The following is a 14427-nucleotide window of genomic DNA, read 5'->3' as shown; positions in this document are numbered from 1 at the left end:
ATCAGGCCGAGCCGAACTCTTCGTCCAGCAGGCTGAAGATCTCCTCGGCGGAGGCCGACTCGAGGCTGGTGCCCTCGTCGGCGGCGGAGTCCGCACCGGCCTCGGTGTAGGTCCACAGGGAGAGCAGTTCGCGCAACCGGACGCCGACGGCGGCCCGGTCGGTGTCGCCGGTGGACACCGCGCGCATGGCGTGCTCCAGCTTGTTCAGCTCGCCGAGCACCGTCAGCGCGGACGTGCTGCGCTCCGCCAGCAGCGCGCCGCGCAGGTACTCGACGAGCGCGGCCGTGGTCGGCCGGTCGTAGATCAGCGTGGAGGGCAGCCGCAGGCCGGTGGCCGCGTTCAGCCGGTTGCGGAACTCGACAGCGGTCAGCGAGTCGAAGCCCAGCTCGACGAAGCCGCGCTCGGCGTCGATCGAGCGGATCGACGCGTAGCCGAGGACGGCGGCGGCGTGGGTCCGCACCAGGTCGGAGAGCACCTGGTCGCGGTCGGCCTCCGCCGTGGCGGCGAGGGTCTCCCGCAGCGCCTCGGCCGGGTTCCGCTCGGCGGCCCGGGCCGCGCCGGTCGCCGCCGGCCGCACCAGCGACCGCAGCACCGGCGGCACCGCCGCCGGCCCGTGCCGGCCGATCAACGCGAGGTCCAGGTCGACCGGTACGACCACCGGCTCGGCGAAGCGCAGGGCCTCGCTGAACAGGTCCATGCCCTCCTCGGCGCCGAGCGGCACGAAGCCGCCCCGGTTCATCCGGGCCTCGTCGACGTGCCCGGTCTGCCCGTCGCCGGTGTCGTTGACCCACGGGCCCCAGGCCAGCGAGAGCGCCGGGAGTCCCCGGTCGTGCCGGTGCTGGGCGAGGGCGTCGAGGAAGCAGTTCGCCGCCGCGTGGTTGGCCTGCCCGGGGCCGCCGAAGAGGCCGGCCGCCGAGGAGAAGAGCACGAACGCGGCCAGGTCCAGCTTCTCGGTCAGCTCGTGCAGGTGCCAGGCCGCGTCGACCTTGGGTCGCAGCACGGTGTCGAAGCGCTCCGGGGTGAGCGCCGGCAGGACACCGTCGTCGAGCACCCCGGCGGCGTGCACCACGCCGGTCAGTGGCAGGTCGGCGGGGAGCTGGTCGACCAGCAGGGCGAGCGCCTCGCGGTCGGTGACGTCGCAGGCGGCCACCCGGACGGTGGCGCCCAGTCCGGCCAGCTCGTCGACCAGCGCGGCGACGCCCGGGGCGTCCGCTCCGCTGCGGCTGACCAGCAGCAGGTGCCGTACGTCGTGCCGGGTGACGAGCCGGGCGCGCACGAGCCGCCCGAGCAGGCCGGTCGCCCCGGTCACCAGGACGGTGCCGGCGGCCAGGTCGGGGCCGGACGCCTCGGCCGGGGGCGGCCCGAGGCGGGTCAGCCGGGGCACCCGGAGCTGCCCGGCGCGTACGGCGAGCTGGGGTTCGCCCGTGGCGAGGGCGGCCGGCAGCAGCGCGGCGGCCGGGGCGTCGTCGTCGACGTCGAGGAGCACGATCCGGTCGGGGTTCTCCGACTGGGCGGAGCGCAGCAGGCCCCAGGCGGTGGCGGCCGGCACGTCGGCGATCCGCTCGTCCGGGTCGACCCGGACCGCGCCGCGGGTGACCACCACCAGCCGGGCGGCGGTCAGGGCCTCCTCGGCGAGCCACTGCTGGGCCAGTGCGAGCATCCGGTGGGCGACCCGGTGCGCCTGGGCGGCCGGGTACGGCTCGTCGGCGGCGGCTCCGGCGCAGGTCACCACCACCGCGTCGGGCGCGGCGGCGCCGGCGCGTACGTCGGCGACCAGCGTCGACAGGTCCGGGTACCGGTCGGCGCCGGACCAGTCGGCGCCGAGGACGACCAGCCGGGAGGCGGTGTCCGCGCGGCCGGTGGTGGGGGCGAGCCAGTCGAGGCGGTGCAGGGACCGGCTGGCGGAGCGGCGGGCGGCGCTGAGCTGCTCGCCGGAGATGGGCCGCAGGACCAGACCGTCGACGGAGGCGACCGGGGTCGCGCCCGTGTCGGTGACGGTCAGGGCCACGGAGCCGGCGTCGGTGGCGGTGAGCCGGATCCGCAGCTCGCGGGCACGGGTGGGCCGGATGGTGACGCCCGACCAGGTGAACGGCAGGCCCGGGCGGATGCCGGGGCCGCCCTCGGTGCCCGACGCGCCGCCGGCGGGGTCGCCGTCCGGGTCGTCGGCCGTGGCGCTGGCGCCGATGGCGTGCAGCGCCGCGTCCATCAGGGCCGGGTGCACCGAGAACGCCGTGGTGTCGGTGGACGCGTCGGCGTCCAGGGCGACCTCGGCGAGGATGTCCGGGCCCGAGCGCCAGGCGGCACGCAGCGCCCGGAAGGTGGGGCCGTAGTGGTAGCCCTGGGCGGCGAGCCGGGCGTAGAGCCCGTCGAGGGCGATCGGCTCGGCGTCGGCCGGCGGCCACACGGCGGCCGGCGCGGGGTCCGGGTCGGCGGTGTCGGCGAGTTGCCCGGAGGCGTGCCGCTGCCAGGGCCGGGAACCGTCGGCCGCGGTGTCGTCGTCGCGCCGGGTGTGGATGGCGACGGGCCGGTGCCCGGTCTCGTCCGGCGGGCCGACGCGTACCCGCAGGTCGATTCCTCCCTCGGTGGGGATCGCCAGGGGCGCCTCCAGGTTCAGCTCGGCGACGGTCGCCGCGCCGGCCTGCCGGCCGGTCCAGGACGCGAGCTCCACCAGGGCCGTCCCGGGCAGCAGCACCGTGCCCAGCACGGCGTGGTCGGCGAGCCAGGGGTGGGTGGTGAGGGTGATCCGGCCGGTGAACAGCAGGCCCTCGTCGCCGGGCAGGTCGGCCACCGCGCTGAGCAGCGGGTGGTCCACCACGTCGAGGCCCACGGCGGGCAGGACGGAGCGGTGCGCGCCGGTGCGCTCCAGCCAGTAGCGGTGCCGGTCGAAGGCGTACGTGGGCAGGTCGACCGGTTCGGACTCGGGCAGCAGCCGGCGGTGCTCCACCGGCAGGCCGAGGGCGTGCGCGGTGGCGAGGCCGGTCAGCAGCCGGGTGGCGGCGTCGGCCGAGCCGCCGAGGGTGTCCAGGACGTGTCCGGGGGTGCCGGCGGCGTCGAGCGCGGCGGCGATCCCGGCAGCCAGTGCCGGCTCCGGCGAGACCTCCACGAAGGTCAGGTGTCCGGCCGCGACGGCGGCACGCAGGGCGGCGTCGAGCCGCTCCGGCCCCCCGTCCCCGGCGCCGGGGACGGCCGGGTCGGTGCCCGGGGTGGCCGGGTCGGTCCAGTGGTCGACGCCGAGGCCCGCCGCGTCGGCCCAGTCCCCGGTGACAGTGGAGGCCAGCCGGGCGGTCCCGGGCTGCGGCGCGAGCCCCGCCAGGGCGGCGCGGAGGCCGTCGTGGTCCAGGCCGCCGGCGGCGGCGCGGGCCCGCATCGCCACCGTGCGGGCGGCGTCGGGCAGGGACAGCAGGCCCGCCACGTACGCGGCCACGACCTCGCCGTCGCCGGTGCCGACGACAGCGGCGGGGGTGACACCGGCGTGCCGCCAGACGGCGGCGAGTGCCACGCCGACGGCGAACCGGACGGGCCGGGCCAGCTCCGGCCGGTCGACCCAGGCAGCGTCCGCGCCGGTGAGCAGGGCGGCCGGATCGACGTCGACCCAGGGCGCGAGGGCCTGCCGGCACTCGGCGAGGGTGTCGTCGAAGACCGGGCAGCGGCCCACCAGTTCGGCCACCGCGCCCGCCGGGGCGGCACCCGGGAAGACGAACACCGGTCCGGCGCCGTGGTTGGCGACGGTGCCGGTCACGACGTTGCCGGCCGGGGTGCCGGCGGCGAGCGCGTCCAGGCCGGCCAGCAGCTCGCCGGGGGTCGCGCCGAGCACGGCGGCGCGCCGGTCGAACGCCGAGCGGGTCGCGGCGAGCGACCAGCCGACCGCCGCCGGGGCGAGGCCGGGGTGCGCGCGCAGATGCCGGGCCAGCCGGGACGCCTGCGCGGCCAGGGCCGAGGCGGAGCGGGCCGAGACGGGCCAGGCCACCACGTCGGCGGTGAGCAGCCCGGCGGGGCGTTCCCCCGCCGCAGCGGCTGGCGGCGCCATCGGCGCGTCGGCCGCCTCGGCGCCGGCGGGCGCGTCGGCGGGCAGCTCGACGACCACGTGGGCGTTCGTGCCGGAGATACCGAACGAGGAGACCGCCGCGCGGCGGGGCCGGTCGGCGGCCGGCCACGGCCGGGACCGGGTCACCAGCTCCACGTCGCCGGCCGACCAGTCGATGTGCGGCGACGGCTCGTCCACGTGCAGCGTCGCCGGTACGGTGCCCTCCCGCATCGCCAGCACCATCTTGATCACGCCGGCCACACCGGCGGCGGCCTGCGCGTGGCCCATGTTCGACTTGACCGAGCCCAGCAGCAGCGGGCCGGCGTCGCCCCGGTCCTGCCCGTACGTCGCCAGCAGCGCCTGCGCCTCGATCGGGTCACCGAGGACGGTGCCGGTACCGTGCGCCTCGACGACGTCCACGTCGGTGACCGCCAGCCCGGCGCCGGCCAGCGCCTGCCGGATCACCCGCTGCTGGGAGGGGCCGTTGGGGGCGGTCAGCCCGTTCGACGCGCCGTCGGAGTTGACGGCGGAGCCGCGTACCACGGCGAGGACGCGGCGGCCCTGCCGCCGGGCGTCGGAGAGCCGCTGCACGAGCAGCATGCCGACGCCCTCGGACCAGCCGGTGCCGTCCGCCGTCGCGGCGAAGGACTTGCACCGCCCGTCGGAGGCGAGTCCGCCCTGGCGGGAGAACTCCTGGAACGCCGTCGGGGTGGCCATCACGGCCACGCCGCCGGCCAGCGCCAGGTCGCACTCGCCGCGCCGCAGCGCCGCCCCGGCGAGGTGCAGCGCCACCAGGGACGAGGAGCAGGCCGTGTCGACGGTGACGGCGGGGCCCTCCAGCCCGAGGGCGTACGCGACCCGGCCGGAGATGACGCTGTGCGCGGCGCCCGTCATCAGATAGCCCTCGACGCCCTCGGGCACCTCGGTCAGCCCCGTGCCGTAGCCGGAGGTGGAGGCGCCCACGAAGACGCCCGTACGGGTGCCCCGCAGCGACGCCGGGTCCACCCCGGCCCGCTCCAGCGCCTCCCAGGACGTCTCCAGGGTGAGCCGCTGCTGCGGGTCCATGGCGAGGGCCTCGCGGGGCGAGATCTCGAAGAACGCGGGGTCGAAGTCCGCCACGTCGTGGAGGAAGCCGCCCGCCGGCGGGTGCGTCCCCTCGGCCGGCTCGGGGATCTCCCAGCCCCGGTCGGTGGGGAACGGCGAGATGGCGTCCACGCCGTCGGCGACCAGCCGCCAGAACGCCTCCGGCCCGTCGACGCCCCCGGGGTAGCGGCAGGCCATGCCGACGATCGCGACGGGCTCGTCGGCGTCGACGACGACGGCCTGCGGGGCGTCGGCCGGGGCGGCGCCGGAGACCAGCTCGCGCAGGTGCGCGGCCAGCTCGGCGGGGGTCGGGTAGTCGAAGACCAGCGTGGTGGGCAGCCGCAGGCCGGTGGCCGCGTTCAGCCGCCCCCGGAAGTCCACGGCGGTCAGCGAGTCGAAGCCGAGGTCCTTGAACGGGCGCCCGCGCAGCTCGTCGGGGGTGGCGTGGCCCAGCACCGCCGCGGTCTGCTCGTTGACCAGCCGCAGCAGCTCCCGCTCCTGCTCCGCCGCCGGGAGCGCCGCGAGGTGGCGCAGCGGCGCCGCGACCCCGTCCGCCGGCGCGGCGGCCTCCTCCTGCGCGACGAGCGCCCGCACCTGCGGCAGGTCACCGAGGAACGGGCTGGGCCGGGCCACCGTGAACGCGGGGTGGAACCGGCTCCAGTCGACGTCGGCGACGGTCACGCAGGGCGTGGGCCGCCGCAGCGCCCGGTCGAGGGCGACGAGCGCCTTCTCCGGATCGACGGGCGGCAGGCCCATCCGGTTGAGCTGCTCGGTGGCGACGTTCTCGGCGGCCATGCCGTGCGCGCCGCCCCAGGCCGTCCAGGAGACGGCGGTGGCCGGCCGGCCCCGGTCGCGCCGGTTGACGGCCAGGGCGTCCAGCAGGGAGTTGCCGGCGCCGTACGCGCACTGCCCGGCGCTGCCCCACACGCCGGAGATGGAGGAGAACATGACGAACGCGGCGAGGTCGCGCTCGGCGAGGCAGGCGTCGAGGTGCAGGGCGCCGAGTACCTTGCCCGCGACGACGTGGGAGAACTCGTCGAGGGTGGTGTCGGTGATCGGGGTGAGCTGGTCGGTCCCGGCGGCGTGCACGACCGCCGTCAGGTCGGGCAGCGAGCCGACCAGGTCCGCCACGGACCGCCGGTCGGTGACGTCGCAGGTGGCGGCGGTGACCCGCCCGTCGGCGCCGTACCGGTCGAGCAGGTCCGCCACGGCGGGGGCGGCGGCGCCCCGGCGGCTGGCCAGGACCACGCGCCCGGCGCCCCGGTCGAGCAGCCAGCGGGTGACGTGGCCGCCGAGGGCGCCGGTGCCGCCGGTGACCAGGACGGCGCCGGACCACCAGTCACCGGCCGGGTTCTCGTCGGTCGGCGGCGGGGCCGGGGCGAGCCTGCGGGCCCAGGTGCCACCGGGGCGCACGGCCACCTGGTCCTCGCCGCCGTGGCCGGCCAGCACGGCGGCGAGCCGCCGGGTGGTGGCGGCGTCGACGGTGGCCGGCACGTCGACCAGGCCGCCCCAGCGGTGCGGTTGCTCGACAGCCGCCGCGCGACCGAGGCCCCAGACCTCGGTCTGCAGCGGGTGCGTGACCCGGTCGCCCGGGGCCGCCGCCACCGCGCCGCTGGTGACGCACCACAGCGGCGCCACCAGGTCCAGGTCGGTCATCGCCTGGACGAGGGCGAGGGTGCCGGCGGCGGCGAGGGTCACGCCGGGGTGCTCGGGCAGCAGCCGGTCCTGGCCGGCGACGACGGCGAGCACGCCGTCGACAGCGCGGCCGCCGGTCAGCACCCGGAGCCGGGCGGCGAGCGCCGCGCGGTCCAGGTCCGCGGCGCCGACGCGCAGCACCAGCGGCTCGGCGTCGCCGAAGAGCCCGGCCAGGCCGTCGGCCCACGCCGGCGCGTCCTCGGCGGGCAGCACGACCAGCCAGCGGCCCGCCGGGGCGTCGCCGTCCCCGACCGGCACAGGCTGCCAGCTCACCTGGTACGACCAGCCGTCCACGAGGGAGCGTTCCCGCCGGGACCGGCGCCAGGAGGACAGCACGGGCAGGGCCGGCAGCAGCGCCCGCACCTGCTCGTCGTCGTCGCCCAGCTCGCCGCGCAGCGTGTCGACGTCCGCCTGCTCCAGGGCGGCCCAGAACTCGTCGTCGCCGTCGGCGGAGGCGGTGTCGGGGCCGGCGGGCGGCGGCTCGGGCCAGAAGCGCTGGCGGTGGAAGGCGTACCCGGGCAGCGGCACCCGCGCGGTCTCGGCGCCCGCGTACAGCCGCGTCCAGGCGACCTCCACCCCGCCGACGTGCAGCTCGGCGAGGGCGGTGAGCGCCGACGTGGGCTCGGGGCGGTCGCGGCGCAGCAGCGCCACGGCGGCGGTCTCGTCGTCGGCCAGGACGTCGCGGGCCAGCGCGGTGAGCACCCCGCTGGGGCCGACCTCCAGGAACGTACGCACGCCCAGGGCCCGCAGCTGCTCGACGCCGTCGGCGAAGCGGACCGCCTCCCGCACGTGCCGCACCCAGTACTCGGCGGTGCGGATCTCGTCGGCGTCGGCGACGGCGCCGGTCAGGTTCGACACGATCGGCAGCGCCGGCGGCTGCAGCTCCAGCCGGCGCACCACGGCGGCGAACTCGGCGAGCATCGGTTCCATCAGCGGGCTGTGGAAGGCGTGGCTGACCCGCAGCGGCCTGGTACGTACGCCCTGGTCGGCCCAGCGGCGTTCGAGTTCCTCGACGGCCTCGGCGGCGCCGGAGACGACGACGGCGGTGGGCCCGTTGACGGCGGCCACGGCGACGGCGTCCTCGACGCCGGCCAGGGCGGCTCGGACGGCGTCGGCGGGGAGCTGGACGGCCAGCATCGCGCCGCCGGCCGGCAGGGCCTGCATCAGCCGGCCCCGGGCGGCCACCAGCGTGGCGGCGTCGGGAAGCGACAGCACACCGGCCGCGTGTGCGGCGGAGAGCTCGCCGATCGAGTGGCCGAGCAGCACGTCCGGGACGATCCCCCAGCTCTCCAGGAGCCGGAACAGCGCGACCTCGACGGCGAACAGGCCGGCCTGGGTGTAGAGGGTCTGGTTGAGCAGCCCGGCCGCCTCGTCGCCCTCGGGCGCGAAGAGCACCGGGGCGAGCGGGCGGGGCAGGTGCCGGTCCAGCTCGGCGCAGACCTCGGTCAGCGCCCGGTCGAAGACGGGGAACGCGGCGGCCAGCTCGCGGCCCATGCCGCTGCGCTGCGCGCCCTGGCCGGAGAAGAGGAACGCGAGCTGGCCGCCGCGCGGGCCCGCACCGGTGACCAGGCCCGGGGCGTCGCCGCCCGCGGCCAGCGCGCGCAGGGCGGCGGTCAGGTCGGCGCGGTCGCCGGCGAGCAGCACGGCGCGGTGCTCGAGGCCGGCCCGGGTGCTCGCCGACGACCAGCCGACATCGGTCAGCCGCGGCTCGGGGCGCTCGTCGAGCCAGTCGGCCCAGCGGGTGGCCTGCGCGGTCAGGGACGCGGCGTCGCGGGCGGAGACCAGCACCGGCACCAGGCCGGCACCGTCGACCGGGGCGGTGACGGGCGCGGTGACCGGGTCGGTCGCGGCGGCGGGGCCGTCCGGGGTGTCCGCCGGGTCGGCGGCGGGCGCCTCCTCGATGATCACGTGGGCGTTGGTGCCGCTCATGCCGAAGGAGGAGATGCCCGCGCGGCGGGGCTGTTCCCCGGCGGGCCACGGCTGCGGCTCGGTCGCCAGCGACACCGCGCCGGCCGTCCAGTCCACGTTGGGCGTCGGCTCGTCGACGTGCAGGGTGGCGGGCACGGTGTCGTGCCGCAACGCCATCACCATCTTGATCACGCCGGCCACGCCGGCGGCGGCCTGGGTGTGGCCGATGTTCGACTTCACCGAGCCGAGCCAGAGCGGCCGGTCGGCCGGCCGGCCCTGCCCGTACGTCGACAGCAGCGCCTGCGCCTCGATCGGGTCGCCGAGGGTGGTGCCGGTGCCGTGCGCCTCCACCACGTCGACCTGCTCGGGCGCGAGCCGGGCGCTGGCCAGCGCCTGGAGCACGACCCGCTGCTGGGACGGGCCGTTGGGGGCGGTCAGACCGTTGCTCGCGCCGTCCTGATTGACCGCGCTGCCGCGTACGACAGCGAGGACGGGGTGGCCGTTGCGGCGGGCGTCGGAGAGCCGCTCGACGAGCAGAAGGCCGGCCCCCTCGCCCCAGGCGGTGCCGTCGGCGGCGGCCGCGAACGACTTGACCCGGCCGTCCATGGCCAGGCCACGCTGGCGGCTGAAGCCGATGAAGGCGGACGGGGTGGACATGACGGTGGCCCCACCGGCCAGTGCCAGGGTGCACTCGCCCTGCCGCAGCGCCTGGCAGGCCAGGTGCAGCGCGACCAGCGACGACGAGCAGGCGGTGTCGACGGTGACGGCGGGGCCCTCGATGCCGAGCGCGTACGAGATCCGGCCGGACACGACGCTGGCCGCGGTGCCGGTGAGGATGTAGCCCTCGGTGCCGGGCGGCGGCTGCTGGAGCAGCCCCACATAGTCCTGGCCGGTGGTGCTGGCGAACACTCCGACCTGGTGGCCGCGCAGCGTCGAGGGGTCGATGCCGGCGTGCTCGAACGCCTCCCACGACGTCTCCAGCAGCAGCCGCTGCTGGGGGTCCATGGCCAGCGCCTCGCGCGGCGAGATGCCGAAGAACGCGGCGTCGAACTCGGTGGCGGAGTCGACGAAGCCGCCCTCGGCCACGTACGACGTGCCGGGGTGGTCGGGGTCCGGGTGGAACAGCCGGGCCAGGTCCCAGCCGCGGTCGGCGGGGAACGCGGAGTAGGCGTCGCGGCGGGAGTCGACGAGCTCCCACAGTTCCTCGGGCGAGGCCACCCCGCCCGGGAAGCGGCAGGCCATGCCGACGATGGCGATCGGCTCGCGGTTGGCCGCCTCAAGCTCGCCGAGCTTCCTCCGGGTCTGGTGAAGGTCCGCCGTCACCCATTTCAGGTACTCCCGGAGCGTATCTTCAGTCGCCATTGACGCCACCTCTTCGGGTCGGAGAGAAACAGCGACCCAATACCGTCCACGGACGCCACAAGCCGCGAAGATCCAAACCCATTCAGCCGACCACGAATTGCCAGACAAAATGGCGTTTCAGCCCCCCACCAGGTCTTACGCGCCGGACGAAAGGTAATTGTCGCCGGACGGCGGTCACAACCCCTAGCGTGCCCCTACGGGTGCCCCTAGGTGGCGGGGGCGCAGGCTGGGCCGACCCGCCCCGCGACCGGTGTGGCGCACCGCCCTCGCGGGGTGCGGCCGGGCGGGTGCGCGGACCCGCCCGGCCCAGCGTGTCACGACCGTCGACAACGGTCGTACGACACCATTCCTAGATCCCCGGCAAATTGCCGCCGGGGCCACCCAGCTCGCGGTGGATGAAATCGAAGATCTCGGCATCGGTGGCGTCGTCGAGGGTGTGCGTGGCCGATTTCTCCTCGACGGGACCACGGTCGTCGCCCCACCGGGCGACGAACGCCTGCAGCTGCACCAGCAGCTTCTGCCGGGTCAGCCGGTCCGGCGCGTCGGCCGCGAAGACACCGTCGAGCCGTTCCAGCTCGGCGAGCAGCGGGGCCGCCGCGGCGGCGCCGTCCTCCGCGAGCCGGTCGCGCAGGTGCCGGGCGAGGGCCGCCGGCGTGGGGTAGTCGAACACCACGGCGGCGGGCAGTTGGACGCCGGTGGCGGCGCGGAGCCGGTTGCGCAGCTCCACGGCCGTCATCGAGTCGAACCCGACCTCGCGGAACGCCCGGTCGGGCTCCAGCCCCGCGTCCCCGCCGTGGCCGAGCACGGTCGCCGCCAGGCCGCCCACGAGGTCGACGAGGACGCCTTCGCGTTCGGCGGGGCTCAGCGGCCGCAGCCGCTCCCGCAGCGCGGTCGCCGCCTCGTCGTCCGCCGGCTGGCGCTCGTCGTCGGCGGGCATCGCCGCGCCCGCCTCCGGGACCCCCGTCAGCAGCGGGCACGGCCGCATCGACGCGAACGTCGGCACGAACCGGTCCCAGCGCACGTCGGCGACGATCAGCCCCGCCTCCGCCCGCAGCGCCTGACCGAACGCCTCGAGGGCCAGCTCCGGGGGCAGCCCCGGCAGGCCCCGCCGACGCAGCTGCGCCTGCTCGGGCGACTCGGGGTCGTCGCTCCACGGGCCCCACGCCACGGCGGTGGCCGCCAGTCCCCCGTGCCGCCGGTTCGCCGCGAGCGCGTGCAGCAGCGCATCGCCGGCGGACTGGCCGGCCCGGCCGCCCGCGCCCCACACCCCCGTGGTCGAGGTGCACAGCACGAACGCGTCGAGCGGGCGGTGCGCCAGCTCGTCGGCGTACCTGGGGACGTCGCCGACGGTGGCGGCCAGGTCGGCGGCCAGGCCGGCGAGGGTCAGCTCGGCGAGCGGCACCGAGCCGGTCTCGGCCGGGACGTGCACGAGCGCGGTCACCGACCGTTCCTCGGCGGCGAGCTGCTCCATCAGGTCGCCGAGCTTGCCCGTGGCCGGCTCGGCCAGCGGGAGCACCTCGGCGCCGTGGCGTCCCAGCCAGTCGGTGGTGTGCCGGGCGAGGGCGCCGGTCCCGCCGGTGAGCAGGACGGTTCCGTTCGGCCGGTAGCCGTCGCCCGCCGCCGGCAGCCCGGTGTCGCGGACCAGCCGCCGGGTGTGCACGCCGTCCTCCCGGACGGCGAGCTGGTCCTCACCGTCGACGTTGACCAGCGCCCCGACCAGGGCCGCGTACGCCGCCTCGGCCGGGCCCGCCGGCAGGTCGACGACTCCGCCGACGTGCCGGGGGTGTTCCAGCGCGGCGACGAGGCCGAGGCCCCACGTGGTGGCCTGCGCCGGGTGCGCGACCGCTTCCCCGTCGACGGCGACGGCGCCGGTGGTGGCCAGCCACAGCGGTACGGCCGGGCCGGAGCGGCCGGTGTGCGCCTGCACCAGCAGCAGGTTCGCCGCCAGGCCGGTCGGCAGTGCGGTCTGCTCCGGGTGCGGCGCCTCGTCCAACGCCAGCAGGGACAGCAGCGCCGTCGGCTGGTGCGCGGCGGCGAGCCGGTCGAGGTCGGCGGCCAGACCGTCGCGGGTGGCGGTGGCCGGGTCGACGGTCAGCAGGTGCACCGCCGCGGCGCCGGCCGTGAGGGTGGCGAGCACCCGGTCGGTGACCTGGTGCGGCGGGGCCACGACCAGCCACGTGCCCGGGTCGGCGCCGGTCAGCGCCCGGCGTTCCCAGGTGACCCGGTACCGCCAGCCGGCCAGGGTACCGTCGAGCTGCTGGCGACGCCGCCACGACTCCAGTTCCGGCAGCAGCTCGCGCATCGGCTGGTCCGGGTCGAGGCCGAGGCGGAGAAGGTCGCCGTCGGTGACGGCCCGCCAGAACGCATCGTCGACCGGGTCGGCGACCGGTGCCGGCGACGTGTCGAGGGTCGGCCAGTATCGCTGCGGCCGGAACGCGTACGTCGGCAGCTCGGGCAGTAGGCGGGGATCCGGGCGGGGACCGGCCAGCGCGGCGAGCACCGCCGCCCAGTCGACGTCCCGCCCGGTGCCGTCCACGACGGCCAGCGCGGCGAGCAGGGCGGCCGGCTCGTCGGCGCCGGCGCGCAGCGCCGCCACGGCAGTGCCGTCCTCGTCGCCGGGCAGCAGGCCGGCGGTCATCGCCGTCAGCACCGCCTGCGGTCCGAGCTCCAGGAAGGTGTCCACGCCCGCGTCGCGCAGCGCGGCGATCCCGTCGGCGTACCGGACGGCCTCGCGGACGTGGCGCACCCAGTAGGCGGGCGTACGGATCTCGTCGGGCTCGGCGAGCCGCCCGGTCAGGTTCGACACGATCGGCAGCAGCGGCGCGGCGAACGCCAGTCCGTCGAGGACGGCCCGGAACTCGGCCAGCATCGGCTCCATCAGCGGGCTGTGGAAGGCGTGGCTGACCCGCAGCCGGCGGGTGCGCACCCCGCGTTCCCGCCAGAGCCGCTCCAGCCCGTCGAGGGAGTCGACGGCCCCGGCGAGCACCACGGCGGTGGGGCCGTTGACGGCGGCGACGCCGACCCGGTCACCCAGCCCGGCCAGGGACTCGACGACGGCCGCCTCGTCGGCGGCGACGGCGAGCATCCCGCCCCCGGCGGGCAGGGCCTGCATGAGCCTTCCCCGGGCGGCCACCAGCGTGGCGGCGTCGGCGAGGGACAGCACGCCGGCGACGTGCGCGGCGGTGATCTCGCCGATGGAGTGCCCGGCGACGTGCCCGGGCACCACCCCGAACGACTCGACCAGCCGGAACAGGGCCACCTCCAGCGCGAACAGCCCCGCCTGGGTGAAGACCGTCTCGTCGAGCAGCGCCGCCTCGGCGCTGCCTTCGGCCGCGAACAGCACCGGCTTCAGCGGCTGCGGCAGCTGGTGGTCCAGGGCCGCGCAGACCTCGTCGAGGGCCGCCGCGAAGACGGGGAACGTGTCGTACAGCTGGCGGCCGGTGCCGGGGCGCTGGGCGCCCTGGCCGGAGAACTGGACGGCGAGGCCGCCGGCGCGTCGCCGGGCGGTGACCACCGCTGGGTGCTCCTCCCCGGCGGCCAGGGCGCGCAGCGCGCCCAGCCGGGTCTCCCGGTCGGCGGCGATCACGGTGGCCCGCCGGCCGAGGTGTGCGCGGCCGTCGGCGAGCGCCCAGGCGACCAGGCCGGCCGGGTCGTCGCCGGTCGCGACGTGGTCAGCCAGCCTCCCGGCCTGCTCGCGCAGGGCGGGCAGATCGGCGGCGGAGACCGGCCACGGCAGGGCCACGGCGCGGTGGTCGCGTCGCGCTTCGCCGTGCCCCGCGGTCACGTCGAACGTTGCGGTGTCGGCGGCGGCGACCGGCGCCGGGGCCTCCTCGATGATCACGTGGGCGTTGGTGCCGCTGATGCCGAACGAGGAGACGCCGGCCCGGCGGGGTCCGTCCGTGGCGGCCCACGGTCGTGCTTCGGTGAGCAGCGCCAGCGTGCCGGAGGACCAGTCGACGTGCGGGGTCGGCGCGTCGACGTGCAGGGTCTTCGGCAGCACCTCGTGTTGCAGGGCCAGCACGATCTTCATCAGGCTCGCCGCGCCCGCCGCGGCCTGGGTGTGGCCGATGTTCGACTTCACCGACCCGAGCCACAGCGGCCGCTCGGCGGTTCGGTCCCTGCCGTACGTGGCCAGCAGCGCCTGCGCCTCGATCGGGTCGCCGAGGGTGGTGCCGGTGCCGTGTGCCTCGACGACGTCCACGTCTGCGGGGGTGAGGCCGGCGTTGTCCAGCGCGTGCCGGATGACCCGCTGCTGGGCGGGTCCGTTCGGGGCGGTGAGGCCGTTGCTCGCGCCGTCGGAGTTGACGGCGCTGCCCCGTACGACGGCGAGGATCCGGTTGCCGTCGCGCTGGGCG

Annotated in this window: 2 protein-coding genes (1 of these 2 only partly in view); both read right to left on the bottom strand. The window is 77.1% G+C overall.

The window, feature by feature from the left end:
* Window position 1 precedes the first annotated feature (1 nt).
* A complete protein-coding gene (locus tag BAW75_RS00025; protein ID WP_104112185.1) occupies window positions 2-10072 on the bottom strand; it encodes a type I polyketide synthase in 10071 nt (3356 codons plus the stop codon).
* A 349-nt stretch (window positions 10073-10421) separates the two neighbouring features.
* Window positions 10422-14427, bottom strand: partial view of a type I polyketide synthase gene (locus BAW75_RS00020; RefSeq protein ID WP_104112326.1) — the 3' portion only. 25814 nt of this gene lie beyond the right edge of the window; the window shows 4006 of its 29820 coding nt (coding positions 25815-29820); the start codon falls outside the window, past its right edge; the stop codon is at window positions 10422-10424.

It is taken from the genome of Micromonospora chalcea, from assembly GCF_002926165.1.
GTDB lineage: Bacteria > Actinomycetota > Actinomycetes > Mycobacteriales > Micromonosporaceae > Micromonospora > Micromonospora chalcea.
This window is presented reverse-complemented; position numbering and strand designations above follow the sequence as displayed.